A 26,738-nucleotide genomic window follows, 5' to 3' on the forward strand; every position below is an offset into this window, starting at 1 on the left:
TTGAGGGAAATAGCAAGTTTTTAACTTCTGGGATGAAATCCGGTAATGACCTCTTTTAGGTAGTTCCTGTCCAGATGTGTATAGATTTCGGTGGTGGTGATGCTGGAATGTCCTAGCATTTCCTGTACCGCACGAAGGTCTGCGCCACCTTCAATAAGATGGGTAGCAAAGGAATGTCGGAAAGTATGCGGACTAATGCTTTTCTTTAGGCCTGATGCCAATGCCAGGTCTTTAATAATTGTAAATACGGATATTCTAGACAGTCCGGTTCCTCTACGGTTTAGAAAAATATAATCTTCATAGCCTTTTTTGATGGGTACATGAACTCGACTCTGCTCCAGATAAATCCTTATATACTTTAATGCGGTAGCTCCAATTGGGATGATCCGTTCTTTATTTCCCTTTCCAATGATTTTAATGAACTCACTATCCGCAAAAATATTGGAGATTTTGATGTTGGTTAATTCTGAAACCCGTAATCCACAACCATACAATAGTTCAATGATGGCTTTGTTTCTCATACCTTCTGGTTTTGAGGCGTCGATTGCATTGAGTAGTCCGTTGATCTCTTCAATGTTCAATACATCAGGAAGTTTCTTTCCTAATCTGGGGGTTTCTAATAAGGCAGAAGGGTCTTCCATTATAATTTGCTCCAGCATTAGAAAGCTGAAAAATGATTTTAAGCCGGAGATTACCCTTGCTTGTGTACTTGGCAGCATACCTAGTTCGTTGATCCAGCTGATGAACTTTTTTAGATCAGCACTACTAATCTCTTTTACAGCAGGCGCTTGATCAATGGATTCAAAATATTGAAACAGTTTCTGAACATCATTGATATAGGCCGCAATGGAATTCCCGGAAAGAGAACGTTCCAGTTTCAAATAGGCTTTAAAAGAGGGTAGATAAGGGTTATTAATCACACAAAAATTTTCTACTGTAAGTTTTTAGCTTTAAGTTTGAGCTAATGAAGATACAAATTATTAATGGCCCAAATTTAAACCTTTTAGGCGTTCGCGAGCCAGGAATCTATGGAAATTTAGGTTTTGATGAATATATAGCGCAATTGAGAACCATGTATAGCATCCTTCAAATCGATTACTATCAGAGTAATGTGGAGGGTGAACTGATCAATAAATTGCATGAAGTTGGTTTTGAATATGATGGTATTGTGATCAATGCAGGAGGGTATACACATACTTCTGTGGCATTAGCAGATGCTATTGCCGCAATTAAGACTCCTGTAATCGAGGTTCATGTATCTAATATCTATGCTAGAGAAGAATATAGACACGTTTCATTGACCGGAAAAAACTGTAAAGGTGTGCTGACTGGCTTCGGTCTGGATGGTTACCGTTTAGCAATTGAGAGTCTTTTGAAAAGCTAAATATCATGAAGAAGATTCTTTTATCTGCGGCATGCGTAGCAATTTGCGCATCTGCATTCGCGCAGGCGGACATTACTGAAAAAGAAATTAAGGAACACATCTGGACATTGGCCTCTCCGCAAATGAAAGGGCGTTTTCCCGGCACTGCCGAAAACAAAAAAACTGTGAGTTACATAGTGAAGCAATTCAAAAAATCAGGAATTGCGCCTTATAAAGGAAGTTATATCCAGGAATTCACCGCCAAGATGAGGGTAAAAAAAGGAGTACAGGATACGCCGTATGTGAAAACTCAAAACGTGATCGGTTATATTGAAGGCTCTGACGCTGTTTTAAAGAACGAGTTTATTGTGATTGGTGCGCATTATGACCACCTTGGAATGGGAGGAGCATCTTCCAAAAAACCTGATACGGTAGGCATTCATTTAGGTGCAGACGACAATGCCAGTGGAACTGCTGCGCTCTTAGAAATTGCGGAAAAACTGGCTGCAAATAAAGCCTCGTTGAAGCGTAGTGTGATAGTGATTGCTTTTGGTGCAGAAGAGCAGGGATTATTAGGTTCTAAATATTTCACAGAAAACCCATTGGTCCCATTGTCTCAGATTAAACTGATGATCAATATGGATATGGTGGGTAGAATGAATGCTGAAAAGCACCTGTATATGGGTGGCGCTGCAACATTTGATGGTGGGGTAGAACTGCTGACCAGTTTGGGGCCAGAAATTGGTGTTCATCCATTCGTAAATCATTATGATGTTGGTGGCTCGGACCATGTATCGTTTTACAAGAAAAACATATCTGTATTGGGATTTCATACAGGCGGTCATCCACAATACCATACGCCAGAAGACGACAGAAGATTGATTAATGTTCCAGGAGAAAAATTGGTTTGTGATTATATTTATAAGGCTTTAACGACTGTGGCGAACAGACCGGGGCCGATTATTTTTGTTCCTGAAAAGAAGTAGCATAGACGTTCAAAATCTTGTATAAAAAGAAAGCCTGCACATTTATGATGCAGGCTTCCTTTTTATATCATCTTGCTATTGCAAAATGGGCTTAGTTTTTAATACCCAAATCACTAAAGCGCTTGATTTTTTTTATGAAGTAAGCGTATATAATACTGGAAGAGTAGTATCCGGCATGTTTATGGTAAGGGATCTGTTGTTTTGCTCTTTTCTTTCCATTGGCAGATAATTGTTGAAGGAAATGAAAATGTGCTTTACTAATCGACATTGCAGAATCTAGCTTCCCTTGTGCTACGAAATTAAGTAATGCTGCAAAATCTATAAAAAAGCGAATGAAGATCCTAAAATAAGCATCTGATAACGGCAGATTTTTCTGCATAATTATCAGGTTATTTCTGAAGTTCAAATAGGTTTTATAAGGGTTGTCGGCATTTAATGTTCCTCCACCAAGGTGATAAACTTCTGCATCCGGGCAATACATGATTTTGTAGCCCATATTCTTTAAACGCCAGCAAAGGTCTATTTCTTCCATATGTGCAAAAAAATCGGGGTCTAATCCACCAGATATTTTCCAGCATTCACTTTTAATGAATAAGGCTGCACCACTTGCCCAGAAGATCTCTTTTACATCATTATATTGACCATGATCGTCTTCTACAGTATCAAATACTCGTCCTCTGCAGAAGGGTAGGCAATGTAAATCAAGATAGCCACCGGCAGCTCCTGCGTATTCAAATTTACTTTTGTCTTGTTGCCATTTGATCTTTGGTTGTGCTGCTGCAATTTTAGGATCATTTTGCATCAGGTCAATGACTGGTTGAATCCAGTTTTCAGGAACTTCAACATCTGAGTTTAGCAACACATAATAATCTGCGTTTACCTGCTCTAATACTTTGTTATACCCTCCGGCAAAACCGTAATTCTTGTCGTTTTCAATAATGCGAATATTCGGATAGTTTTGGCGTACAAAAGCTACAGAATCATCTGTTGATGCATTATCACCTACTATAACTTGTAAATTGGCATAGGACGACTGTAGCACACTTGGCAGAAACCTTTCCAGCAGTGCTTTTCCATTCCAATTTAAAATTACTACTGCTACACTTGCTGTTGTCATGATGCGTTTTGTCGTTTTGTTTTCCATCGTCTATGGCTCCATAGCCAGTAAGACGGTTCTTCGTTAATAATTTGTTCCAGGAATTTGAAATGGATGTCGGTGATTTCGTGTTCCTTAGTTTCTTTTGGCACTGGACAAATAGGCACACATTCTACTTCATAATAACCTCTTTTTAGATAGGTTAATTTAAAATAGAAGATGGGTCTGTTGGTTTGCATTGCAATCTTTTCCAGGCCTAATAAGGCGGATGTATCTTGATTTAGAAAGTTTAACCAGTAATGTGCTTCTCCCTGAACCGGACTTTGGTCGCTGGCAAAACAGAACATACTTGCTTCATTTTTTTTACTGGTCAGCATGCGTAATGTTTGTCGCATGGGTACACAAACATTCCCATATTTGCTTCTCATTTTTAGAAACCAGTTGTCAAAAATCTTATTATTCAGGGGTTTGTAGATCACGTAAGCAGTTTTAGATAAATGGATACCTAATGCTAACATTCCCCATTCCCAATTTCCATAATGACCGGTACAGGCCAATACGCTTTCTCCTTTATTGAAATGTGCTTCTACCAGGTGTAGGTTTTTGAATTTGACACGTTTCAATACTTCTTTTTCAGAGATGGAGGACATTTTAATCACTTCCATCGTTAGATCTGCGAAGTATCGGAAAAACCGTTTTTCTATAATGATGATTTCTTCCAGGCTTTTCTCTGGAAAAGAATTAACTAGATTTTCACGAACAACTTTTTTTCTGTAACCTACTAAATAATATAGGATATAGTAACAGAATGCAGAGATTAAGTATAAAAACTGGGTAGGCAGAAGAGAGAAAAAGCTTAAAAAAACTACTCCTATATAAGAAAAGCTTTTTTTTATCATTATTTTGGCGGATTAAGAATGCAAACATAAAATAACAGATGCAAAGTTTAGCTATATTTCCCCTTTTTTATCTTCCACCAGTAAGTTATTTCAAAGAATTGAAACGTTTTGGAAACGAGTTTTTACTGGAAAAAGAGGAGCATTTTCCAAAACAGACCTTTAGAAACAGGGCTACAATTTACTCACCTAATGGGAGTTTGGACCTGATTGTTCCGGTTATTCGCGGCAAAAATTTACACACCAAAATGAAGGATGTTAAAATAAGTAATGATTTTAACTGGCAGCGCTTACATTGGAAGAGTTTGGAGAGTTGTTACCGTAATTCCGCATATTTCGAGTATTATGAGGATGAATTTGCTAGATTTTACCATGAGAAATTCGATTCTCTTTTTGATTACAATCAGGAAATTATGGAATGGTTATTCAAACAATTGAAGATCACCGCAAAGTTTGAGCTGACGGAAGAATACCATGATGATGTGCCTAAGGAGCTGGATTTCCGTTCCGGACCAGTGTTTAAGAAGCCAGAAGGGGAGTTTAAACCGTATTTCCAGGTCTTTGATGATAGAGAAGGTTTTAAGCCAAACTTAAGCATTGTGGACTTGTTGTTTAATCAGGGTCCACAATCGAAATCTTATATGTAAAATGGCTAAACCAGCAAAGCACAAAAAGAAACGTCAGCATTTAGCGCTACCACATGCCGGATCTAGTCCGGGGATGATTTACATTGATCCGAAGGCTTTAAAACCTATCGTCAACCTTTACCGTTATAATGCGGAAAGCTATGAGGTGAGGGAAATGAAGGATATCAGTATGTTGAAATCCATGTTGGAAGATAAAAGACATACGTTTTGGGTAGAGATTAAAGGCTTTAATTCTTTGGCTTTGTTTGAAACATTGAGCAGAGATTTTGATATCAATAAACTGATTCTCGAGGACATTACCAGGACTTACCAGCGACCAAAACAGGAGGAATACGATCATCATGTTTTTGCGGTGAGCAGGATGTTGCAATTGGATGAAAACCAAAACCTGGAGAATCAGCAATACTCTTTTTTGTTGCTGGACAATGCATTGATTACTTTTCAGGAAAGCTATGAGGATTGCCTGGAACCAGTGCGCTCGCGATTGAAGATAGGCAAGGGTAATATACGTTTAGGTGGCAGCAGTTATTTGATGTACGCCCTGATGGACATCATTATAGATACTTATTTTGAAATTTTGAGTGCCTGGGGTGATGAGTTAGATAATATTGAGGATCGCTTATTCGATAAACCGGATAAGTCGGTCATGTTTGATACCCAATTGATCAAAAGAAATCTGATTAATATCAGGAGGGTGGCCTGGCCCGAGCGTGATAAATTAAATGATATTCTTCGCAGTGACACCCATTTAATCACAGATCAAACGAAAATGTACATCCGCGATGCGTATGACCATTGCATTCAGATTATAGATATCGTAGAGTCGTTAAAAGAGATTTCGGCGAGTAATATAGACATGTATTTGTCGATTATCAGTAACCGGATGAATGAAATCATGAAGGTGCTGACCATCATTTCCTCTATTTTTATTCCGCTAACTTTCATTGCTGGAATCTACGGGATGAACTTTGCAAATGTGGATCCGATCAGTGGTAAACTGCTGCCTCAGAACATGCCCGAGCTTTATCAGGCTAATGGGTACGTTTATACCATGTTAGGTATGGCGGCCATTGCGGTGTTACAAATCATATATTTCTGGCGTAAGGGATGGTTTAAATAAGCATGATTATTGTAACTTTGGCAATAGATGCAATCCTTCGACCTGGACAAAACAGACGTTTCTAAGTTAAAAAACGCCTTAAATAGTGATGATGAACAACTTAAAGTTATTCTATCGGAGTATCATGCCTCAGAAATAGCCATCCTTTTTGAAAGCATCAACAAAGAAGACCAGGAAAGGATTATCAATCTTTTACCAGTAGAGATTGCTTCGGAAGTAATTTCCGAGATGCATGAGGAGTCTCACCCTGAGGAGTTGTTATTGCAATTACATCCGGATAAAAGAACGGAAATTGTAGAAGAGCTGGATTATGATGATGCTACGGACATTATTTCTCAGTTAGAAGAGCATGAACAAAAGGAGATTCTAGAGGATTTAAGTGAGGATGATGCCTCCAATATCAGGAATCTACTGAGTTATGACGAAAAGACTGCCGGTGGTTTAATGAACACCGAGTTTATCCGCGTCAATCTTAACCTGACTAAAAAGGATGCGATTGATGAGATTATTCGTCAGAGTGAAGAAATCGAAGAATTCTATACCATTTTTGTAATTGATGATGACAATGTTTTTCAGGGAATCGTTTCTTTGAAGGACATCATTAAGGCAAAAGGAAACGTACATATTACAGAATTAGTAAAGGCAGAAGTGGCCTGGGTAACGCCTGATACCGATCAGGAAGAGGTGGCCAGGTTAATTTCTCAATATAACATTACCAGTATTCCTGTTGTTGACAATGACATGAGGTTGTTGGGACGGGTAACTTTCGATGACGTTATTGACGTTTTGGAAGATGAGAATACTGAGGATATCTTAAAAATCTCCGGGGTTTCTGAAGATGAGGAACTGAGTGGTAACTGGGTGGAAGCGGTAAAATCTCGTTTACCCTGGTTGATCTTAAACTTAGGGACGGCATTTTTAGCTTCGGCAGTGGTTCGGCATTTCGGTTCTACAATAGAAAAAATCGCAGTGCTTTCTGCTTATATGACCATTATTGCGGGTATGGGTGGAAACGCAGCCACGCAGGCATTGGCGGTAACAGTAAGAAGGATTTCGCTATATGATTTGACCGATAACCAGGCTTATCGTACGGTATTGAAAGAATTTACTGTAGGATTGATCAATGGTGCAGTTACTGGTTTGATCGTTTTTATGTTTGCCATATTTTTCGATAGTAACCCTTTGTTAGGGGTTGTGATCTTTTTAGCGATGACTGGTAACCTGCTAATCGCGGGGGTTACTGGTGCAGGTATTCCGTTAATACTGAAAAGAGTGGGTATTGATCCGGCAATCGCTTCATCGATTATCATTACAACATTTACAGATGTTTTTGGATTTTTATTATTATTGGGATTAGCGAGCAAACTATTGCTGTAGACTAGTTTTCTTACACTATAAAAAAAGCCCAGTTAATTATAATAATTAACTGGGCTTTTTTGTTGATCAGGATTAGGACTATGCTGTTTTAATGAGTAGTCTGGTTTTATTCTGGAACCTAAAGAAGAGTAATATGGAAGCGGTGAGTAAGCCGAATGTTAGGCCATACCAAATTCCGTTTACTCCCATATCTAATTTAATTCCCAGTAAATATCCAAGTGGAATTCCAATGATCCAGTAGGCTACAAAGGTGATGAAGGTAGGGATATTGACATCGCCAATTCCTCTTAATACCCCTAAGCCGACAACTTGTGTACCATCAAACAATTGGAAAAATCCTGCTATAATCAATAGCTGAGCTGCAATATTAATTACCGCTGTATCTTCTGTATAGATGTAGGGAAGCAGGTTATTGGCTACGATAAACAGGATGGCAGTAATACTCATGAACAAGATAATGACATGGTAACTCGCAATTGCCGATTGTCGGAGGTCAAGGAAGTTTTTCTTGCCAAAGTTGTTTCCGGTTTTAATGGTTGCGGCTGAAGCAATACCACTGGCCATCATGTAAGTCACAGAAGCCAGATTGATTGCCACCTGGTGAGCTGCTTGTTCTACTGCACCGATGGTACCAATTAAAATCGCTGCACCACTGAATGCACTGATTTCAAAAGAATACTGTAAGGCTACCGGGGCGCCAATTTTGATGATTTTTAAGGCCCTTACTTTATCGAAGAAAGTGACTTTAAAGCTTTTGATATATTCCTTGAAATATTTAGACTTTAACACATAAATGGACATCACGATTGCCATTAGTGTACGGTCTACCAGGGTACTTATCCCAACACCTTTGACACCCATAGGCGTTATTCCGAACATTCCTTTGACCAGGATAATTCCTAGAATAATGTTGAGCAAGTTTCCCCAGATGGAGACAAACATGGCTTGCTTGGTGAAACCTAAACCTTCTGCAAATTGCTTAAAGGTTTGGAAGATCATCAATGGAATAATGGAAATGGCGAGATAGCCTAAATAAGGTTTGGCGTAGGCGACTACTTCAGGTGATTGTCCGAGGTGATCGATAACTAATAAAGTTCCAAGATGCACAAAACCGTATAGTAGAATAGAGGTGATGATGTTAATAATTAAGCTATTTGACAATAGCTTTCCACATTCATCGTAGTTTTTACGGCCATTTTCCTGAGCCATTAAAGGTGTTAGGCCATAAGAGATTCCCATTCCAATCACCAGGATGAGCATAAAAAGACTATTCACGAGGGAGACTGCGGCCAATTGAATGGTGCCGGCAAAATGCCCTACAATTACACTGTCGGCTAAATGAACAAGGGTATGCCCCAACTGAGACACTACAATTGGCATAGCCAGACGTAGGTTGTCGGAGTAATAAGGTTTATATTTTGAATAAAGTGTTTGTAGCATTGCTACAAAAGTCGACATTTCTATCCTCAATTTTTTGAGGTTGAAATTATTTTACCTAATGGTGTTGTGAAATTGTTGTAAAATATTCTTCTTTTTCAGAACTATGAGGCTCAATGGCTCCACTAAGAATCTGGCTGACCAATATCTTTTGCGCCTTCTTATATGAGGTTTTGATGATTTTACTGTACTGTTTTAAGGTAATACGCCCTTCTAATGTTAAGTAATCAAATAATAATTTTTCCTCTTTTCCATTAGACGTTTGTGGAGTATGAGTTTCCGAACTTTTCTTGATGACATCTACGAGAATTTTACTCGCCAGAAGGCTTTTGTCCTGGATTCTGAAATAAACCCACCATTTTTTGTTTTCATCCAATGCATAATGGGGTTTGGTTTCACTTGGGTTGATATTTACGACAAGGATGAGTTTATCTTCCACATATATTTCTTCAAAACTCAAATCTACTGCAGGTCTGCAAAATTGCTGAGCAGATTTGAGGAGCATATATTTCTCTTCATCTTCGGATTTGACGCCTTTAATCGTTCCGTCATCGGCTACACCAATGAGTAATTGTCCGCCTTTATGATTGGCAAATGCTACAATACTGCGGGCAATCTTTTCGTTGTTAGTAATGGTTTTCTTGAAATCAAGGGTGGTCCCTTCGCCTTGCAGGATGAGTTTCTTGATGTTCATAGCTTAATAGGCGATACGTGGTTTTTCTCCGTGGTGTAAATTGCGCACATAAATTTCATTCATCACTGTAGCGCATAATTCTCCCTGAGCATTGGTGATTTCCATCGGGTATGCTTTTACAAATTTCCCGACTGTATTCATCGCTTCTATGGCTTCGTTGAGCATTTCGTCGGTAACGGTGATGGTAAAAAATAAGTCTCCATGACCTGGCTTTAGGTATTGAATGGAAGCACTTTTTAGCCAGACCCTGATTTTATACCCTTCCCGTCTCAGAAGCTGATCAAACAGCAAGGCATAGAACGGATCGGTGGCGGCATAAATCGTTCCTCCGAATATAGATCCGTTATAATTTTTATTGAAAAGGCTCCTGTTGATCTTTACATCTACACCTCGAAAACCTTTATGGAATCTTTTTACCCAGATACGCTGGAATAATAAAGGTGGATACAAACAAAGTCCCCATTTAAGCGTTTTTTCTGATACTACCATGATGCTTAAATATCTGAAAGTTTATTGAACTATGAAATTTAAAACGGTCCATACTACAATTATTTTTTATTAAATTAGAGCTATGTATATTTATGACACCCTTACCGACGCTGTTTCTGACCTTGAGAAGAGAGGTTATGAATATGATTTCATCCTGGCACCTGATTGTATAGAGTGTAAAGCTATCGATCTGCAGCTGATGCCTGAAGAGTTTGAAATCGACGAAGTTTACCGTTTTGAAGGGATGACTGATCCCGGAGACAGTGCGGTAATTTATGCGATTTCCTCCCCGGTAGGGAATCTCAAAGGCGTATTAATCGATGCTTATGGTGTGTATGCGGAAAATGTCTCTCCGGAGTTGTTGGATAAGCTAAAAATGCACCACGATTAATGATCCTACTTGTTTTAGGGCCATTATGTCAAAAAAATGTACTATCTCAACTTTAGCTGAAAAGGGGCTTTTTTAAAAGTTAACTTTGAGGATAAGTTTTAGAGAAATGGTATTTAAAGATAAAGTAGTCGCAGCTTTCCAGAAAATTCAGGACTCCATTTGTCAGGGTTTAGAACAAACCGATGGCAAAGGAAAATTTGAAGAAGAAATTTGGAGCCGTGAAGGTGGCGGTGGCGGCAGAACGAGAATTCTGCAGAATGGAAATGTAATTGAAAAAGGTGGTGTAAACTTCTCTGCGGTATATGGCAAATTGCCAGAAGCGATTAAGAAGTCTTTTAAGCTCGATAACGATGATTTCTTTGCGACCGGGGTTTCTATCGTGATGCACCCTAATAATCCCTTCGTGCCTATTATACATATGAACATTCGTTATTTTGAGATGGATGATCAGACCAGATGGTTTGGTGGAGGGATAGACTTGACGCCGCATTATGTAATCGATACGGATGCACGTTTTTTTCATCACTTGCTGAAACAGACTTGTGATAAGTTTGATGCTTCTTTTTACCCGAAATTTAAAGCGCATGCAGATGATTATTTTTTCATCAAGCATAGAGAAGAGACTAGGGGTGTTGGCGGTATCTTTTATGATAAACTTAAGCCGGAAAATACAGGATTGGGTTTTGATCGTTTACTGGATTTTTCTACAGCAGTTGGCAATACCTTCCTTCCTGCCTATACGGAGCTGATCGACAGAAATCGTGATTCAGATTTTAGTACTGAAGAACAGGAATGGCAATACTTAAGAAGATCCCGTTATGCGGAGTTTAATTTGGTGTATGATGCAGGGACCAAATTTGGCCTGGAAACCAATGGGAGGATAGAATCTATCCTAATGAGCTTACCTCCAATGGCGAAATGGGTTTATAATTATCAGCCAATCCCGGATAGCCCGGAAGAGGATACCTTAAGTAAGCTAAAAAAAGGCATAGAGTGGGCTTAATCCCCATTTTTGGACCTAAAATATATACGATAAATTTTTTCCACAATGCGCCTTTATGGCGCATTTTTTATTAAATTCGCAAGGTTATAAGAATACCACGTTTAAATCGTTCTTAGGGAACATTACTATTTATGGCAGAAGATTTAGAAAATCAAGAAAACGACAAAATAATAAAAATCAATATTGACGAGCAGATGAAATCCGCTTACATCGATTATTCGATGTCGGTTATTGTATCAAGGGCTTTACCTGATGTTCGTGATGGATTAAAACCAGTTCACCGCCGTGTTTTATACGGGATGTTGGATCTGGGACTTGCAAACAACAAACCTTATAAAAAATCTGCCCGTATTGTTGGGGAGGTATTAGGTAAGTATCACCCACATGGTGATGCATCTGTTTACAATACCATGGTAAGGATGGCTCAGGAATGGAGTTTAAGGTACTTAATGGTAGAAGGACAGGGTAACTTTGGATCGATTGACGGTGACTCTCCTGCAGCAATGCGTTATACGGAGGCTCGTTTCCAAAAGATTGCTGAAGATATGCTTGCTGATATCAATAAAGATACAGTAGATTTCCAGCTTAACTTTGACGATTCCCTGCAGGAACCAACGGTTCTTCCAGCTAAAGTTCCAAACTTATTGATCAATGGTTCTTCCGGTATTGCGGTTGGTATGGCAACAAATATGCCACCACACAACATTACTGAGGTGATCAATGGAACCATTGCCTATATCGAAAATAATGAAATCACTATACCTGAGTTAATGAAGCATATAAAAGCACCTGATTTTCCTACAGGAGCTATTATTTATGGCTACACAGGTGTTCAGGAGGCTTTCGAAACTGGCAGAGGTCGTATTGTAATGCGTGCTAAAGCGGAGATTGAAACGAATAAAGATCGTGAAACGATTATCGTTACTGAAATCCCTTATCAGGTAAATAAAGCGATGATGATTGAGCGTACCGCTGAGCTGGTAGGTGAGAAAAAAATCGACGGTATTTCGAATATTAAAGATGAATCGAACAAGGATGGTATCCGTATCGTTTATGAAATTAAACGTGATGCGAATGCTGCAATTGTTTTAAATAACCTCTTCAAACAGACTGCTTTACAGACTTCTTTCAGTGTAAATAATATTGCGCTTGTGAATGGCAGACCGCAAATGTTGAACGTGAAAGATTTGATTCGTCATTTCGTTGATCACAGACATAATGTGGTGGTTAGAAGAACGAAATTTGAACTGGCAGAAGCTAAGAAAAGAGCGCATATTCTGGAAGGTTTATTAATTGCTTTAGATCATATTGAAGAAGTAATTAAATTAATTCGTGCTTCAAATACTCCAGAAGAAGCAAGAGTAGGATTAATGGAGAAATTTGGTTTGAGTGATATTCAAGCCAGAGCAATTCTTGACATGACCTTACGTAGGTTAACAGGTCTGGAACGTGATAAAATCAAAGAAGAATTCGATGAATTAATGAAAACTATTGAATACTTACAATCTATTCTGGATTCAGAAGATTTACGTATGCAAATCATTAAGGATGAATTGACTGAAATGATGGAGAAATATGGTGATGAGCGTAGAACTCAAATCGTACACTCTGCGGAAGACATGAGCATGGAAGATTTCATCGAGGATGAAGACGTTGTGATCACAATTTCACATGAAGGTTATATCAAACGTACTCCAGCAACTGAATACCGTACACAAGGTAGAGGTGGTAAAGGTTCTAAAGGTAGTGATTCAAGAAATGAAGATTTCATTGAACATTTATTGGTGGCTTCAAACCATAACTATATGTTGTTCTTTACAGAATCAGGACGTTGTTTCTGGTTGAGAGTTTATGAAATTCCTGAGGGATCAAGACTAAGTAAAGGTAGAGCAATTCAGAACATCATCAATATTCCTAAAGAGGAGAAAATCAAAGCATACATTAAGGTAAAGAACTTGAAGGACCAGGAATATCTGGAAAACAATTACATTATCATGTGTACTAAAAAGGGAACAATTAAGAAAACCTCTTTAGAAGCTTATTCAAGACCACGTGTTAATGGTATCAATGCAATTAACATTAATGAAGGTGATCAACTATTAGAAGCAAGTTTAACTACAGGAAAAAGCGAAATTGTAATGGCTTTACGTTCTGGAAGAGCAATTCGTTTCAATGAGGAGAAGGTTAGACCAATGGGTAGAACTGCAACTGGAGTAAGAGGAGTAACGCTTGCACACGACCAGGATGAGGTTGTTGGTATGATTGCTGTAGATGATCCAGGAGTAACTATTTTAGTGGTTTCAGAAAAAGGTTACGGTAAACGTACTGATATTGAAGATTACCGCGTTACTAACAGAGGTGGTAAAGGTGTTAAAACCATTAGTGTAACGGAAAAAACCGGTGCATTGGTAGCCATCAAAAACGTAACTGATGCGGATGATTTAATGATCATTAACAAATCAGGTATCGTGATCCGAATTGTTGTTAGTGAACTTAGGGTAATGGGAAGAGCAACACAAGGTGTGCGTTTGATCAACCTTAAAGGAAATGATGAAATTGCTTCTGTTGCTAAGATTGAACATGAAGATGAGGAAATCGAAGACGAAGAAGGTGTAGAAGGTGCTGTTGTAGTAAAGGATGCTCTTGTTGTTGATGGAGCAGAGGAATCAGAAGAAATCATTGAAGACGAATCGGAAGAGGAAGAAGAAGATGAAGACGAGGCTGAAGAAGAAGAAAATTAAATTTTTGACCCATAAATTAACAAGATGAAAAAAGTACTTTTTAGTATATTATTTGTAGGTGCTGCCACCTATGCAAATGCGCAAAAAAGTGAAGTAAACGAAGCTAAGAAAGCATGGACATTATTGGCTATTGCTAAAACAACTACATTAGCCGACAACTTGAAAACGCTAAACGAAGGTTTAGCGCATACTGATAAAGCGATTGTTCATGAGAAATCTAAGGCAATGCCAGAGGCTTGGTCTTACAGAGCTTTATTTGCATCTAGAATTGCATTGGTGGATTCATTAGATCTTAACAATGCTAAAGCAAACCAAAAGATCGCTGAAGAAGCGATTGTTCAGGCAAAAGCTTTAGATACAAAAGGTGCAGAAAAAGAAAACATTCAGCAAGCAGAAGTGAATGTAGACAATGCGATGAGAAATCGTGCGATTTTTGCTTACAATAAAAAGGATTTTGCGAGTGCATTAGCTGCTTTTAATGAAGTAACAGCTAAAAATCCAAATGATACTTCTACCTATGTGAATGCAGGTGTTACTGCAAAAGCAATTGAGAACTATCCTGAGGTAGTTAAGAACTTCAAGAAAGCTATTGATTTAGGTTACAAGGATTCAAAAGTTCTTTACTCTGAGATCGTAGGTGTTACTTTCGACAAGTTAAAGGATACAGCTGCTGGTTTAGTTATCCTAAAAGAAGCAAGTAGCAAATTTCCTGATGATTCTTATTTCATTGGTTTAGAAACTGATCTTTATATCAAATCTGGTAATATTGCTAAATCTCAGGAGATGTTGAATAAATTGATTGCTAAAGATCCAAAAAATGCAATCTATCAATATTTGTTAGGTGATACTTATTACAAACAAGCTTTAGCTTTACAAACGGAGAGAAATAAAATTGATCCTAAGAAAGTTAAGGAATTCAATGCAATTAGTAATAAGATGATCGCGTTTATCGATCAATCAACGCCTTACTATAAAGCAGCTTTAGAATTAGATCCTAAAAATGAAAATGCTTTAGAAAACTTGAAAATCATTTATTTATTTAAAGATGACAAGGTAAACTATGAAGCAACCAAGAAAAGACTTGACGATTTAAGAGCAGCAAAGCCTTAATCATCATTAATAATTCTATTAAAAAGGAGGGGTAATTTTTATCCCTCCTTTTTTTTTATAAGTTTGTAGCTAGAACACACCCTTAGTATGAAAAAGATCTATTTATTTAATGCTGCTTTCCTGGTTTTATTGAGTGCTGACCATGCTTTTTCCCAAACAAGTCAATTGCAAATTGCAAGAAACAGTGTGGGAAAGCTTCAAATGGCTATTGCTGGTAAACAGGATGAGAAAAAACAGCTAAGTATACTAGGAGAGGGGGTGAAGGCTGCTGAGGCTGCTCAGAACGATAAAAAGACGAAAAAATGGCCGGAAACCTGGGCTATTAAAGCTTATTTAAGTGCTTATGTGTCTATAATTGATACGGATCCGAACAATTCTGATCGTTATTACAATTTAGCAGTTGAAGCTATTGATTCCGCGAAGAGACTAGATAAATTCCAGGCAAATTCGCAATTGATTTCCGCTTCAGTCTATAATGTAAATATCAAAAAACAAGATAAAGCAAATGCTGCTTTTGCAAGCAATGATTTTAGTACGGCTTATGAATTATTAAAAGAGGTTAGTGATTTCTTTCCAAAAGATACAACCTTAGCAATTAATACTGCTTTGGCTGCACAGAATATGCAATCCTTGGATAAAGCATTGATCTATTATAAAAGGGCTAAAGACAATGGGATTAAAAATCCTGTCGTGTATCAAAAACTTAGCGGAATTTATTCTTCTAAATTTGAGCATGAATTGGCTTTGAAGTCGTTAGAAGATGGATTGAAAATGAATCCTTACAATGTATATCTTACCAATGACTATATCAATCTTTTATTGGATACTGAAAAGTATGATGATGCAATCCGTGTGATCGAATCGACCTTAAAGACAGAAACGAAAAATAAATTATTGTATTTTCTTTACGGATATCTACACCAGAATAAATCTAATAATAGCACAGCAATATTAGCTTACAATAAAGCATTGAGTTTGGATGAGAATTATTTTGATGCGTTGCATCAAATAGGGATAGCTTATATCAATGCTGCAAATGAATCGCTGAAATCAAAAAAGAATGACGGACCGTCATTTGCATCTTATATTAATCGTGCGGAAATTGCATTACTGCAAGCTCATGAAATCAATCAGAACGACAAATCTACAGTTCAGTTGCTGATAGACATTTACACCAGAAAAAACAGATTGGACAAAGTTCAGGAGTTAAAAGGAAAACTGGAAGAATTCTAAGCACTTAAGCAACAACAAGACAAAAGGATTATTGGATCATAATTTATAAAGAAACACCTATTGGGTAGGATGTTTCATAATACTACTTAACATAATATTAATTATGGGACTTTTATACTAAGTAAGAATAGCGTCAGGAGATTTGGCTATACGGATATTTACCAGGGCAAAATTGCTACAGCCGATTCTAAGGCGGTCTGTTTTTTCTGCAGGAATTAACTGGTACAAGATACATGCTAAGTTTAAATCAAGCAATCATCTGAAATTTGCTTTTATTGTGCAGATGGATTCAATTTTTTTATAAAGCCAGATATATTGAGAGTTTTCATTTGTTTGATTTAAAGCGTTTTAAGCTGCGTTCAACCTATACTACGCAGGTTAAAATTGCCTTGATCCTAGCTCAAATTCCATATACTAAGGATTTTACCGGAAAATGCTGATTATTAAGCGCTTTAAGATGAAAAATCTTTCAGAAATCTAAAATAGAGAAAAACCTTCACATAATTTGCAGTAAAATTTTCAAGATTAAAATTATTATTAGATATGAGGCAATATATCTTAATACTGTGGTATGATTTTGTTATTTTGCATAAAGCAGTTGTTAATGGCACAATTGATGATTGTAAATCTATTTTTACGCTATGTTCAATCGTCCAATCAGAAGTATCCAGGATTTTTTATTAAGCACATATTTCGCTGATGGCCTCAGGATTACTTTTGGTGTCTTGTGTCCCTCTCTTATTTTAGCTCAATTTGGTCTCCTTCAATATGGAATGACCTTATCCTTAGGGGCTTTGTGTGTCAGTGTTGTCGATACACCAGGACCAATTGTTCACCGCAGAAATGCGATGATGATTACGACTGGTTTGATCACCATCATTTCAATTGTTGTAGGATTGACGAATAGCAATGTCTATTTCATTGGCGCACTGCTTTTTATCTGCAGTTTCATTTTCTCCATGTTTTTTCTATATGGTTTAAGATCTGCGGCAATTGGTACTGCCTCCCTCCTTGTTATGGTGCTGAGTATTGACGATGTCAGGCCATGGAAAGAGGTCTTGGTGTTTGCATTACTGATATTTATAGGTAGTATTTGGTACACTTTATTGAGCTATTTTGTCTACAGAATCAGGCCATTCCGTTTGGTTCAACAAACATTAAGTGATTCAATTCATGAAATTTCTGAGTTTTTACGTGCTAAAGCGAGATTTTATCATCAGAATACTGATTACGACGAGAATTATGCAAAACTCCTTCAGTTACAGGTGCTTGTTCATGAAAAGCAAGATGCTGTGCGAGAAGTGCTGTTCAAAACACGGGAAATTATTCGTGAATCTACACCAGAAGGACGTTTTCTTTTGCTGGTATTTGTTGATATGGTGGATCTTTTTGAACAAGTCATGTCTACCTATTATAATTATGAACAGCTCCATGATCAATTTGATGAATCTGGTATTCTAGCACATTATGAATCTGTTATTATAAAGATTGCGCATGAATTGGATGAAATTGCTTTTGCTTTAAAAACCGGAGGTGTTCCTAATCTTCCTACTTCGTTAATTGAGGATGTAGAGACCCTTAGAAAGGAAATTACAGCCTTAGAAATCAACAATACTGATGGAAAATACAATACGCTAGGTATAATTGCGCTTAAAAATATAGAAGTAAATATTGAGAATATACTCTCCAGGGTAAAAACAATCAACGGTTATTTCAATAAAAAAGAAAAGAAAAACCTGAAACCCCGAGAAATCGATGTAGAGCGTTTTGTTACCAGACAACCTATAGATTTAAAGCTGTTGTTTGAGAATTTAACATTCACCTCCTCTACTTTCAGACATTCGCTGAGGGTGGCTATTGTGATGCTGATTGGATTTGTGGTGGCCAGACTTTTAAATTTTTCACACAGTTACTGGATTTTATTAACGATCCTGGTGATCTCCAAACCCGGTTTTAGTCTCACCAAAAAGCGTAACTATGAACGTTTGATTGGTACGGTTATCGGCGCATTTATAGGTATGGGCATCCTGGTATATGTACAGGATAAGCATACTTTGTTTATCATCCTTTTGTTCTGTATGATTGGCTGTTATAGCTTCCAGCGTAAAAATTATGTAGTGAGTGTTTTGTTTATGACGCCTTATATCCTGGTGCTTTTTGATTTCCTGGGAATGGGCGGATTGTCTGTCGCACGTGAACGTATTTATGATACCTTGATTGGTTCTGGAATTGCCTTGCTGGCCAGTTATTCTTTATTCCCAAATTGGGAGCATCAAAAGCTTAAAGAGGCCATGTTGGCGACTTTAAGGGCAAATATGAATTATTTTGAGCAGGTTACTTTCTTATATACTGATGACGCCCATAACATGACCAATTATAAGGTGGCCAGGAAAGAAGTTTACGTAACGACGGCAAATTTGGCTTCGCTGTTTCAGCGTATGTTCTCGGAACCCAAGAGTAAGCAATTGAGGATGAAAGAGCTTCACCAGTTTACGGCTTTAAACCATCTTTTGTCATCTTATGTAGCCACACTTTCCTTGTACAACAAAGAGCATTCTTTTAGAATTTCAAATTTTGATGACCTGAAACCTGTGGTAAATAACACCACCTATCTGATGAATTTATCTATTGAAGTATTGCATAGTCACAATAGCACATTGAGTAATGTGCCTTTAATCAGACAGCCAATAAAGACTGAAAATTCGACACAAGATCCCAATGATGACATCATTCATGAGCAGTTTGATCTCATCCAAAAAGTGGCTTACGATATCTTTAAACTCTGCGAAAAAATTAAAATATAAAACTTTAACCTGCTTGAAGCTGTTGTAGAGGTATAAAATTTAAATCAAATTATGGAAAAAATATATACAGCTTCCGTTACGGCAAAAGGTGGACGTGATGGGCATATCAAATCAAGCGATGGAACAATAGAATTTGACCTAAGAAAACCAAGAGAAATGGGTGGACAAGGTGGCGCTACTAATCCAGAACAATTATTCGCAGCTGCCTGGGGTCCATGTTATTTAGGCGCTTTAGGTGCTGTTGCAGCTCATGACGGTGTGGATGTTTCTGAAGCAAGTGTGGAAGTTCATGTATCCTTTAATAAAGATGACAATTCATTTGTTTTGTCTGCAGACCTTGATGTTCACATTCCCGGTATCACCACCGAAGAAGCACAGAAATTAGCAGACAAAGCACATCGTGCTTGTCCATATTCAAAAGCAACCCGAGGAAATATTGAAACCCGTGTTACTGCGATATAAATCATATTGATCAATGATGAACAAAAGATCCTGAATTCAGTTTTCAGGATCTTTTGTGTTTTAAGTCATATCACTCCCTTCCCTCCTTTTTCCAGTACCCATTTTACTCGGGATTTAGGCACTGGCAAATAAAAGAATCAAATTCTTCCTGGATTATTTTGTTTATTCAAAAAGTTACCATATCATTGTCTACTAATTCGATAGACTTTATGTATGGATAGAAAACGACCCCTACTGCGTTTATTCACCTTTTACAGATATTAACGATACCACATTTAGCGCAGGACACTCATGAGTTTACAAGAAAAAGAAATTGCCATCCCTTTTAAACAGGGTACTTCTCAGGAAAAGAAATGGAAGCGCGTTGCTTACCTATGCCTGTTGATTTTAGCTGCACTGTTTATAGGATATGCCACTTACTCCTATTTAAGTTACGAGTCGGTATTGGCTTTTGGCAAGGAAATTTACTTCCAAATGGATGAGAAATTCTTGTGGATGTTATTGGTTGGTTTTGTAGCGCAGATGGTAGATGGCGCTCTTGGAATGGGCTACGGAGTAGTTTCCACCACCCTATTACTTTCTGGCGGATTGAATCCAGCAGTAATTTCCGGGAGTATTCATACCGCTGAAATGTTTTCTAGTGGGGCTTCTGGATTTAGTCACTATCGCTTTGGAAACGTCAATAAGAAACTTTTTAAAACCTTGCTTATTCCAGGCGTTTTAGGGGCGATTGCCGGTGCAATTTTATTGGGATATGCCGGAGAGGCTTTTTCCGGGTATATACGTCCGGTTATTTCTGTGTATACTTTAGCATTGGGAATAAAAATATTGACCAATGCTTTTAAGGAAAAACCGAAACCGCAGAAAGTGAAGCGCGCAGGCTGGTTGGCAGGTGCCGGAGGATTTTTAGATTCTTTTGGTGGCGGTGGCTGGGGACCTTTGGTAACGTCTACACTGATTTCAAAAGGGCGTACGCCTAAATATGTAATTGGATCTGTGAGCTTAACAGAGTTCTTTGTCACAATGGCCAGTGCAGTCACTTTTTTCTTTATCCTCGGCGTTAGCCATTGGCAGTCCATCATAGGATTACTGATTGGGGGTGTGATTGCAGCTCCGATTGCTGCACGATTGGTAGGGAAACTTCCGATTAAAAAGATGTTTATTGGCGTTGCAGTAATTGTTATCCTTTCAAGTTTGAGAATTATTTGGATGGCTATTGATAAAGTTATTTAAAATACAAATACTCAAAAGAAATTGCTTTTAACCCCTACTTTTAAAAGCAATTTCCTTCCTTTAAATATTGGATTATGCCATACATAATCATAAACAAAAAACACAGGAGTAGTTCATTTTCAAAAGATTAGCTATTTATAAAATAAAAGAATAGATTTGTTCTATTATCAAAATGGCAAACGCTCTCAATCTATTTCTTAGGTTTTTCAAAAGACCCGCTCTAGACAAAATGATCATGGAGGATGAAGTTAGTTCTACTAACCTCAATAGGTGCATCACCATCACCAGCCTGTTTGTTCCCATTACCTTAATTATTCATTTGTATTTTAGGTTCGGGAATTTCAAGGTGGGTCCAGAAGAAACGAGCTGGTTAAACGATCTTTTCTTTATCAATATGATGATGGGACCGATATGCCTCTTTTTGAGTTTAATCGGACTCTTCCTGAGATTTACCAGAAGGGAATACTCTTTGTTAAGTAAATTATTACCCCACCTGGTGTTCTTTATATTTGCTGGCTGTGGTGCCTTATGTTCTATCTTCGGACAATCGTTAGACAATGCCATCATCACTTTTATGTTGGCATGTGTGCTAAATGCTGCAACTATTCTAATTAGGCCATTGTATGCTGCAATCTATTTTGTATTAATCTACTGCTTTTTCTGCTATGGGGTAACGTTAACCCAACCTAATCAAAACACAGTACTATTCAATGTTATAGATGGGCTTTGTGTGATAGCGGTTTCCTTTGTGATCTCCTGGGTATTATGGAACAATAACATGACTCGTTTTAAACAAGATCGTTTGATACAATCCCAAAAACAAATATTAGAGTTTCAGTATGAAAAATTGACCATTGCTAATGAGGAATTAGAGGGTATCAATGCGAGTAAAGATCAGTTTTTCTCTATACTGGCACATGACTTACGTGGGCCATTAAATTCGGCACTGGCACTTACGATGTTTTTGGAAGAAGGTGTTTTTGAGGAGGATATTGATGAACGCAGGAAAACCTACAATCTTTTACAGCATAGTTTAGGGAATAGCGCGAAACTGTTAGAAAACGTATTGCTATGGTCTACCAACCAAGCTGGCGTCATGAATTTTAAACCCAGAATTTTAGATGTACGGGAGACCTTGAACTCGAGTATAGAAGTCTTAAAGATTGTAGCTGCTCAAAAGAATATTGAAATCATTAACAACGTGCAAGGTCAAATCATGATTTCTGCTGACATAGATATGATTCATACGGTTTTTAGAAACCTACTGTCTAATGCGATTAAGTTCACGCCTAATTTTGGTAGTGTGGAAGTCCATGCGGAAATATTAAATAAAGCCGTTCGAATCTCAGTGATTGATTACGGTGTGGGTATGAATAGTAAAACGCTCAACAATTTATTTCGTATTGAAAAGAAAATGCCCAGCAGAGGAACAAATAATGAAAGTGGCACTGGCCTGGGACTAGTGTTGTGTAAAGATTTTATTGAAAAACATGAAGGAAGTATAGTTGTTGAAAGTAAGGAGAATGAGGGAAGTAAATTTATTATAACTTTACCCGGCCGAACCTAAAACTATTAATTGATGACTCCTGCTTTTAAGCAACATTTTTCTCAGACTTTTTCCAATTACCGATGGCTATTACACGTTTTATTTTGGGTGTTATTTATAGGATTTGTTTGCCTGGTTCTTAATAGAAGCGGACTGCTCAATAATCCGAAATTCCCTAAACCTTTTCCAGTACTTTCTGCCAGCTCCTTTTGTGTGGTCATGTTTTTGCAATCCTATACTTTTCTGCTTTTTATCATCCCTTTACACAAGAAAGAGAGGAAGTATTTTTTTTGGCTGAGTTTACCACTGCTTTTTTTATTCTGGTTTCTGGTCAATGTGGTCATTGTAAAAATGGTGATCAATATGATTCCCAGCATGAGTTTCAGACCGGAATTTGGTTGGTCGGTACTATTGGGGAATGGCATGATGCTCTATTTATTCATTTCCTCTATATTTATTGCCTTCTATTATTTTATTGACATCTACGATAGGCAAAAGGAAATACAACGCCTGGAAAGTTTCAAATCTGAAAAGATTGAATTAGAAAGCAGGTTTTTAAAGTCGCAGGTGAACCCTCACTTCCTATTTAATACGTTAAATAATATTTATGCACTCAGCTTAAAGAAATCGGAAAGAACGCCTATAATCATTGAAAAATTAGAATCTTTACTTCAGTATATGTTGTACGAATGTAAGGAGGACCTGGTGAAACTGGAAGATGAGTTTACATTTACCAATAGCTATATCGCATTGGAAAAGTTACGCCATAATGAAGAGCAATGTACCATCACCACTACCATTAAAGGAGTGACTACAGGGCGTAAAATTGCGCCTTTACTGTTAATTAACTTCCTGGAGAATGCTTTTAAACATGGCACCAAAACCAGCTTTGGCAAATCCTGGATCAATATGGAGATCGAGGTTTTGAAAAAAGAGCTTCATTTTAAATTGCAAAACAGTAAACCGGCAGTCGCTACCCATCAAACCTTCTCTGAATATCAAGGCGGTATTGGCTTAATCAACGTAAAAAGACGACTCAATATCCTATATCCAAAACGCCATAAATTAACGATCAACAATGCTCCTGATAAATTTGAAATCTACCTAATTCTTAATTTTTAAACATGAGCAATTTTGTACAACTAGAAATTAATGAGCGTAACCGATGGGTTTATTTTAATAATTACCGTTGGGTAGCTCATATAGTATATTGGGTTTGGGTATTGTTCATCAGTACGATTATGCGTGCCAAGGGACCGATTACCCCATCACTAATTTACAATCACTTTTTTCTCTCGAATTTATTGATTGCGACCTTTTTCTATCTCTATTGCTTATACTTTATCCCCTATTTTTTCAAAAGGAATAAGAATCTGCAATTTTGGGTATTGGTCATCATTTGTTATCTAAGTATTTCTGCCCTTGATGTAGTTTTTGGTAAAGCCTATATTCACCTGACTGATCCAATAGATAAAGACATTAATTTAAGCTTCTCCAAGATTTATTATAGTAAACTAACCAGTTATCTTCTGAACTTTTTGTTCTTTTCTATTATGCTGTTTTTTATGGAGAAAAACGAAGAGAACAGTATACTGTTAGAGGTGGAAAATGAAAAGAAGGAGATTGAACAAGTGAAACTGGATCTGTTAAAAAATAACATCAATCCGGATTTCCTGATGAGGTCTCTGCATCAATTAAAGGAGTCTGCCAAAATACCTGAAGAAACCACTCCTGAGGCTATTCTTACCTTTTCAGATCTTTTGAGGTATCGTTTGTATAGAGGTAGACAGCTATACAGTCCGTTAAAAGAAGAACTATCTGCTCTTCAATCTTTCGTTCATTTCATTGGTCTGGATCATTTACATCACCGACTTCATATTAAATTAGCGATTCAAGGAGAAGAAAATGAGAAATGTATTGCACCGCTTTCTATAGTTAATCTTTTAGAGCCTTTTTGTAAGATCGTACATGATCAAGCTGTTTTACTAGAGATTATCATACTAATTGAATCTGATGAATTACATATGGATATGCAGTATGAATCTGTCGCAACAGCAACACTTTTAGCAGATCTGGAAGAATATCAAAGCAATTATAGTCAGCTTTATGGGGATGCTATAAAACTCCAATATGAAAGTTTAGAAGCGGAGAAAAGCTTTTCCGTTCATTTGACACTACCGCTTGTGGAGCAGCAGGTACTGCAAAATACCTAGGATTAGAAAACAATAATTTTAAAGCTAAAAAAAGGCCTTGCAGGATTGATTTCCTGCAAGGCCTTTTTCATAAATATCGGCTATCCTATTCTTTTCAAGAGCTCATCGAGCTATTGGAAAGATGAGGTTAATGATTGATGTTAACGGGATTCCCAGGCTTGATTTAAGGCACCTAAAAATGTTTCAGGTGGTTGTGCCCCTGAGACTGCCAGTTTATCATTGAAAACAAAAAATGGTACACCACGAACGCCAATTGTTTCTGCAGTTTTCTCATCATATCTTACTTCATCAGTAAAAAGATCGCTATTTAGCATATCCTTGATCTCTTGCGCATCTAAACCAACAGACGTTCCAATTTCTTGTAATGCTTCATGGCTATCAATGTTTTTTCCATCAGTAAAGTGGGCTTTAAACATAGCCTCTTCTATTTCATCGCCAAGTCCTTTTGTTTTAGCCAGTTGAATTAACCGGTGTGCATCAAAAGAATTGGCCACAATTGCCTGATCAAAATTAAAGGTAAGGCCAACTTCGGCTGCTGCATTAGCTACGTTTTTATGCGTTTCTGCTGCCCATTCTTTCGACTTGCCATAACGTTCGGCCAGATACTCTTCAGAAGTTTTATCGAGAACAGTTGCCGCATTTGGATCCAGCTCAAAACTGTGCCATTCCACTTCTATTTCTCCCTTGTGTTCAAAATCTGCCAATGCAGTTTCAAACTTTCTCTTTCCTATGTAGCAAAACGGACACCTAACGTCCGACCAGATATCGACTTTCATATTAATTATGTTCTATTTTATAAACTGTAGTTTGTGTATATGTCTCTCCAGGTCTCAAAACTGTACTTGGAAAAGAAGGAATATTGATACCATTTGGATGGTGTTGCGTTTCCACGCAGAAAGCTTCGTATGGATGGTAAGTTGCGCCCCCTTTTCCTCCTTTTACGTGTAGGTATTTGGCGGTATAAAGGTGTGCAACAGGCTCAGTAGTATATACTGATAGCTTTAATCCGCTTTTCTCCTCAGAAGTCTCAGAAGCGAGTGTAAATTCTCCATAAGGTTTATCTAATACGTAGGTCTGATCATAGCCTTCTTCAGGATTCCAGTCATGGGCAAAGGTTTTTCCGCCCAGGAAGTCATGATTCGTGCCTTCTACAGGAATTAACTTACCGGTTACTACGTAGTTGTCGTCCTGCTCCAGATAATTGCTTGCAGGCATTCTATGGAAGTGCTGATCAATCACACCCAGATCCGGAGAAAGATTGAAATAACTGTGATGTGTTAAATTGATCGCTGTAGGTTCATCAGTAATCGCTTTATAGTCCAGTCTCAATTCGTTATCATCTGTTAGCTTAAACGTTAGCTGGATGGTCAGGTTGCCTGGGAAATTCTCTTCTCCAGCTGGACTGATGTATTGTAAAGTCAGACTCGGATCAATGGTAGGTAAAATCGTCCATACTTTTCTGTCGAAGCCGATGTCTCCACCGTGAAGGCAATCTCCACCTTTGGCCTGCGACAACTGATGTACTGTTCCATCTATCGTAAATCTTCCGTTTTTAATACGGTTGGCATAACGCCCGATTACCGCCCCCAGGTATGGGTAATCTGCTAAGTAATCTTCAGAGATATATCCTTCAAAATCATCAAAACCAAGTACAATATCTTGCTTTTCACCATGTTTATTAGTAACGATGAACTTATTTATGATTGCACCATAGTTGTATATTTTCACATATGTACCTTGCGTATTTGTTAACTCAATTCCGAAGACTTCTTTATCGTCAATAAATTTTCCGGTCTTGATTAGCTTTGTTTCCATAAATTGTATATTAGGGCGGTTGTTATTTATAACAATACTATCAATACTTTACTTAAAACAAAAACATTAATTTAAAAAATTA

24 protein-coding genes are annotated in these 26,738 nt (G+C 37.6%); 16 read left to right on the plus strand and 8 right to left on the minus strand.

The window, feature by feature from the left end:
- Positions 1 to 20: 20 nt before the first annotated feature.
- The gene (xerD, locus tag R2S10_RS02695; protein WP_316838895.1) at positions 21 to 920 is read right to left on the minus strand and encodes a site-specific tyrosine recombinase XerD; all 900 of its coding nucleotides are present in this window, start codon (positions 918 to 920) and stop codon (positions 21 to 23) included.
- A gap of 44 nt (positions 921 to 964) precedes the next feature.
- On the opposite strand from xerD, the gene aroQ reads away from it, so the two are divergent.
- Both aroQ and R2S10_RS02705 read left to right on the plus strand, forming a co-directional pair.
- Positions 965 to 1,384, plus strand: coding sequence for a type II 3-dehydroquinate dehydratase (gene aroQ / locus R2S10_RS02700; RefSeq protein WP_316838896.1), 420 nt, complete (start codon positions 965 to 967; stop codon positions 1,382 to 1,384).
- A gap of 5 nt (positions 1,385 to 1,389) precedes the next feature.
- Positions 1,390 to 2,349: a M20/M25/M40 family metallo-hydrolase gene (locus tag R2S10_RS02705; protein ID WP_316838898.1), complete on the plus strand. Its 960-nt coding sequence runs from the start codon at positions 1,390 to 1,392 to the stop codon at positions 2,347 to 2,349.
- A gap of 91 nt (positions 2,350 to 2,440) precedes the next feature.
- Here the strand turns inward: R2S10_RS02705 and R2S10_RS02710 are convergent, their stop codons facing one another.
- Both R2S10_RS02710 and R2S10_RS02715 read right to left on the minus strand, forming a co-directional pair.
- Entirely contained in the window at positions 2,441 to 3,466 is a 1,026-nt protein-coding gene (locus R2S10_RS02710) for a glycosyltransferase family 2 protein (RefSeq protein WP_316838899.1), read from the minus strand.
- Entirely contained in the window at positions 3,463 to 4,344 is an 882-nt protein-coding gene (locus R2S10_RS02715; RefSeq protein WP_316838900.1) for a lysophospholipid acyltransferase family protein, read from the minus strand. The genes R2S10_RS02710 and R2S10_RS02715 overlap by 4 nt, the downstream gene beginning before the upstream one ends.
- 38 nt (positions 4,345 to 4,382) lie before the next feature.
- Here R2S10_RS02715 and R2S10_RS02720 point away from each other — a divergent pair, with 38 nt between their 5' ends.
- From R2S10_RS02720 to mgtE, 3 genes are read left to right on the plus strand one after another with little or no spacing between them, the layout of a single operon-like run.
- Positions 4,383 to 4,988: a WbqC family protein gene (locus tag R2S10_RS02720; RefSeq protein ID WP_316838901.1), complete on the plus strand. Its 606-nt coding sequence runs from the start codon at positions 4,383 to 4,385 to the stop codon at positions 4,986 to 4,988.
- Position 4,989: 1 nt separating this feature from the next.
- Complete coding sequence (gene corA / locus R2S10_RS02725) at positions 4,990 to 6,108, plus strand: magnesium/cobalt transporter CorA (RefSeq protein ID WP_316838902.1); 1,119 nt, start codon at positions 4,990 to 4,992, stop codon at positions 6,106 to 6,108.
- A 27-nt stretch (positions 6,109 to 6,135) separates the two neighbouring features.
- A complete protein-coding gene (gene mgtE, locus R2S10_RS02730) occupies positions 6,136 to 7,485 on the plus strand; it encodes a magnesium transporter (protein ID WP_316838903.1) in 1,350 nt (449 codons plus the stop codon).
- Between the two features lie 78 nt (positions 7,486 to 7,563).
- Here the strand turns inward: mgtE and R2S10_RS02735 are convergent, their stop codons facing one another.
- From R2S10_RS02735 to R2S10_RS02745, 3 genes are read right to left on the minus strand one after another with little or no spacing between them, the layout of a single operon-like run.
- Positions 7,564 to 8,943 carry an MATE family efflux transporter gene (locus R2S10_RS02735; protein WP_316838904.1) on the minus strand — a complete coding sequence of 460 codons (1,380 nt, stop codon included), beginning with the start codon at positions 8,941 to 8,943 and terminating at the stop codon, positions 7,564 to 7,566.
- A gap of 37 nt (positions 8,944 to 8,980) precedes the next feature.
- Entirely contained in the window at positions 8,981 to 9,616 is a 636-nt protein-coding gene (locus R2S10_RS02740) for an ATP-binding protein (RefSeq protein ID WP_316838905.1), read from the minus strand.
- Between the two features lie 3 nt (positions 9,617 to 9,619).
- A complete protein-coding gene (locus R2S10_RS02745) occupies positions 9,620 to 10,105 on the minus strand; it encodes a DUF4442 domain-containing protein (protein WP_316838906.1) in 486 nt (161 codons plus the stop codon).
- A gap of 82 nt (positions 10,106 to 10,187) precedes the next feature.
- Here R2S10_RS02745 and R2S10_RS02750 point away from each other — a divergent pair, with 82 nt between their 5' ends.
- The 11 genes from R2S10_RS02750 (at position 10,188) to R2S10_RS02800 (ending at position 24,841) form a co-directional block, all read left to right on the plus strand.
- Positions 10,188 to 10,496 (plus strand): phosphoribosylpyrophosphate synthetase, encoded by a 309-nt coding sequence (locus tag R2S10_RS02750; protein ID WP_316838907.1) that lies wholly within the window; start codon positions 10,188 to 10,190, stop codon positions 10,494 to 10,496.
- 106 nt (positions 10,497 to 10,602) lie between these two features.
- Positions 10,603 to 11,499, plus strand: coding sequence for an oxygen-dependent coproporphyrinogen oxidase (hemF, locus tag R2S10_RS02755; protein ID WP_316838908.1), 897 nt, complete (start codon positions 10,603 to 10,605; stop codon positions 11,497 to 11,499).
- Between the two features lie 131 nt (positions 11,500 to 11,630).
- On the plus strand, positions 11,631 to 14,240 hold the full coding sequence (gene gyrA, locus R2S10_RS02760) for a DNA gyrase subunit A (RefSeq protein ID WP_316838909.1): 2,610 nt from the start codon (positions 11,631 to 11,633) through the stop codon (positions 14,238 to 14,240).
- 24 nt (positions 14,241 to 14,264) lie between these two features.
- On the plus strand, positions 14,265 to 15,350 hold the full coding sequence (locus R2S10_RS02765; protein WP_316838910.1) for a tetratricopeptide repeat protein: 1,086 nt from the start codon (positions 14,265 to 14,267) through the stop codon (positions 15,348 to 15,350).
- An 87-nt stretch (positions 15,351 to 15,437) separates the two neighbouring features.
- Positions 15,438 to 16,583 carry a tetratricopeptide repeat protein gene (locus R2S10_RS02770; protein ID WP_316838911.1) on the plus strand — a complete coding sequence of 382 codons (1,146 nt, stop codon included), beginning with the start codon at positions 15,438 to 15,440 and terminating at the stop codon, positions 16,581 to 16,583.
- Between the two features lie 773 nt (positions 16,584 to 17,356).
- On the plus strand, positions 17,357 to 19,387 hold the full coding sequence (locus R2S10_RS02775; protein ID WP_316838912.1) for an FUSC family protein: 2,031 nt from the start codon (positions 17,357 to 17,359) through the stop codon (positions 19,385 to 19,387).
- A 51-nt stretch (positions 19,388 to 19,438) separates the two neighbouring features.
- Positions 19,439 to 19,849 (plus strand): organic hydroperoxide resistance protein, encoded by a 411-nt coding sequence (locus R2S10_RS02780; RefSeq protein WP_316838913.1) that lies wholly within the window; start codon positions 19,439 to 19,441, stop codon positions 19,847 to 19,849.
- 291 nt (positions 19,850 to 20,140) lie between these two features.
- On the plus strand, positions 20,141 to 21,082 hold the full coding sequence (locus R2S10_RS02785) for a sulfite exporter TauE/SafE family protein (protein WP_316838914.1): 942 nt from the start codon (positions 20,141 to 20,143) through the stop codon (positions 21,080 to 21,082).
- A gap of 235 nt (positions 21,083 to 21,317) precedes the next feature.
- Positions 21,318 to 22,649, plus strand: coding sequence for a HAMP domain-containing sensor histidine kinase (locus R2S10_RS02790; protein WP_316838915.1), 1,332 nt, complete (start codon positions 21,318 to 21,320; stop codon positions 22,647 to 22,649).
- Between the two features lie 12 nt (positions 22,650 to 22,661).
- Complete coding sequence (locus R2S10_RS02795; RefSeq protein WP_316838916.1) at positions 22,662 to 23,750, plus strand: sensor histidine kinase; 1,089 nt, start codon at positions 22,662 to 22,664, stop codon at positions 23,748 to 23,750.
- Between the two features lie 2 nt (positions 23,751 to 23,752).
- Positions 23,753 to 24,841 carry a histidine kinase gene (locus tag R2S10_RS02800; RefSeq protein ID WP_316838917.1) on the plus strand — a complete coding sequence of 363 codons (1,089 nt, stop codon included), beginning with the start codon at positions 23,753 to 23,755 and terminating at the stop codon, positions 24,839 to 24,841.
- Between the two features lie 140 nt (positions 24,842 to 24,981).
- Here R2S10_RS02800 and R2S10_RS02805 read toward each other — a convergent pair whose 3' ends face one another.
- Both R2S10_RS02805 and R2S10_RS02810 read right to left on the minus strand, forming a co-directional pair.
- Positions 24,982 to 25,617 (minus strand): DsbA family oxidoreductase, encoded by a 636-nt coding sequence (locus R2S10_RS02805; RefSeq protein ID WP_316838918.1) that lies wholly within the window; start codon positions 25,615 to 25,617, stop codon positions 24,982 to 24,984.
- Between the two features lies 1 nt (position 25,618).
- On the minus strand, positions 25,619 to 26,656 hold the full coding sequence (locus R2S10_RS02810) for an aldose epimerase family protein (protein ID WP_316838919.1): 1,038 nt from the start codon (positions 26,654 to 26,656) through the stop codon (positions 25,619 to 25,621).
- Positions 26,657 to 26,738: the final 82 nt, after the last annotated feature.

It is taken from the genome of Pedobacter gandavensis (assembly GCF_032678745.1).
GTDB classification, from domain to species: Bacteria; Bacteroidota; Bacteroidia; order Sphingobacteriales; family Sphingobacteriaceae; genus Pedobacter; species Pedobacter gandavensis_C.

Excerpts from the sequence above, each read along its gene's own strand:
- gyrA (WP_316838909.1), top strand. The coding sequence starts at position 11,631 with ATGGCAGAAGATTTAGAAAATCAAGAAAACGACAAAATAATAAAAATC.
- R2S10_RS02795 (WP_316838916.1), top strand. The coding sequence starts at position 22,662 with ATGACTCCTGCTTTTAAGCAACATTTTTCTCAGACTTTTTCCAATTAC.
- R2S10_RS02790 (WP_316838915.1), top strand. The coding sequence starts at position 21,318 with ATGGAGGATGAAGTTAGTTCTACTAACCTCAATAGGTGCATCACCATC.
- R2S10_RS02745 (WP_316838906.1), bottom strand. The coding sequence starts at position 10,105 with ATGGTAGTATCAGAAAAAACGCTTAAATGGGGACTTTGTTTGTATCCA.
- R2S10_RS02740 (WP_316838905.1), bottom strand. The coding sequence starts at position 9,616 with ATGAACATCAAGAAACTCATCCTGCAAGGCGAAGGGACCACCCTTGAT.
- R2S10_RS02735 (WP_316838904.1), bottom strand. The coding sequence starts at position 8,943 with ATGTCGACTTTTGTAGCAATGCTACAAACACTTTATTCAAAATATAAA.
- R2S10_RS02715 (WP_316838900.1), bottom strand. The coding sequence starts at position 4,344 with ATGATAAAAAAAAGCTTTTCTTATATAGGAGTAGTTTTTTTAAGCTTT.
- R2S10_RS02785 (WP_316838914.1), top strand. The coding sequence starts at position 20,141 with ATGAGTTTACAAGAAAAAGAAATTGCCATCCCTTTTAAACAGGGTACT.
- aroQ (WP_316838896.1), top strand. The coding sequence starts at position 965 with ATGAAGATACAAATTATTAATGGCCCAAATTTAAACCTTTTAGGCGTT.
- R2S10_RS02720 (WP_316838901.1), top strand. The coding sequence starts at position 4,383 with ATGCAAAGTTTAGCTATATTTCCCCTTTTTTATCTTCCACCAGTAAGT.
- R2S10_RS02750 (WP_316838907.1), top strand. The coding sequence starts at position 10,188 with ATGTATATTTATGACACCCTTACCGACGCTGTTTCTGACCTTGAGAAG.
- corA (WP_316838902.1), top strand. The coding sequence starts at position 4,990 with ATGGCTAAACCAGCAAAGCACAAAAAGAAACGTCAGCATTTAGCGCTA.
- R2S10_RS02770 (WP_316838911.1), top strand. The coding sequence starts at position 15,438 with ATGAAAAAGATCTATTTATTTAATGCTGCTTTCCTGGTTTTATTGAGT.
- R2S10_RS02765 (WP_316838910.1), top strand. The coding sequence starts at position 14,265 with ATGAAAAAAGTACTTTTTAGTATATTATTTGTAGGTGCTGCCACCTAT.
- R2S10_RS02775 (WP_316838912.1), top strand. The coding sequence starts at position 17,357 with ATGACCTTATCCTTAGGGGCTTTGTGTGTCAGTGTTGTCGATACACCA.
- mgtE (WP_316838903.1), top strand. The coding sequence starts at position 6,136 with ATGCAATCCTTCGACCTGGACAAAACAGACGTTTCTAAGTTAAAAAAC.
- R2S10_RS02780 (WP_316838913.1), top strand. The coding sequence starts at position 19,439 with ATGGAAAAAATATATACAGCTTCCGTTACGGCAAAAGGTGGACGTGAT.
- R2S10_RS02810 (WP_316838919.1), bottom strand. The coding sequence starts at position 26,656 with ATGGAAACAAAGCTAATCAAGACCGGAAAATTTATTGACGATAAAGAA.
- R2S10_RS02705 (WP_316838898.1), top strand. The coding sequence starts at position 1,390 with ATGAAGAAGATTCTTTTATCTGCGGCATGCGTAGCAATTTGCGCATCT.
- R2S10_RS02710 (WP_316838899.1), bottom strand. The coding sequence starts at position 3,466 with ATGACAACAGCAAGTGTAGCAGTAGTAATTTTAAATTGGAATGGAAAA.
- R2S10_RS02805 (WP_316838918.1), bottom strand. The coding sequence starts at position 25,617 with ATGAAAGTCGATATCTGGTCGGACGTTAGGTGTCCGTTTTGCTACATA.
- R2S10_RS02800 (WP_316838917.1), top strand. The coding sequence starts at position 23,753 with ATGAGCAATTTTGTACAACTAGAAATTAATGAGCGTAACCGATGGGTT.
- hemF (WP_316838908.1), top strand. The coding sequence starts at position 10,603 with ATGGTATTTAAAGATAAAGTAGTCGCAGCTTTCCAGAAAATTCAGGAC.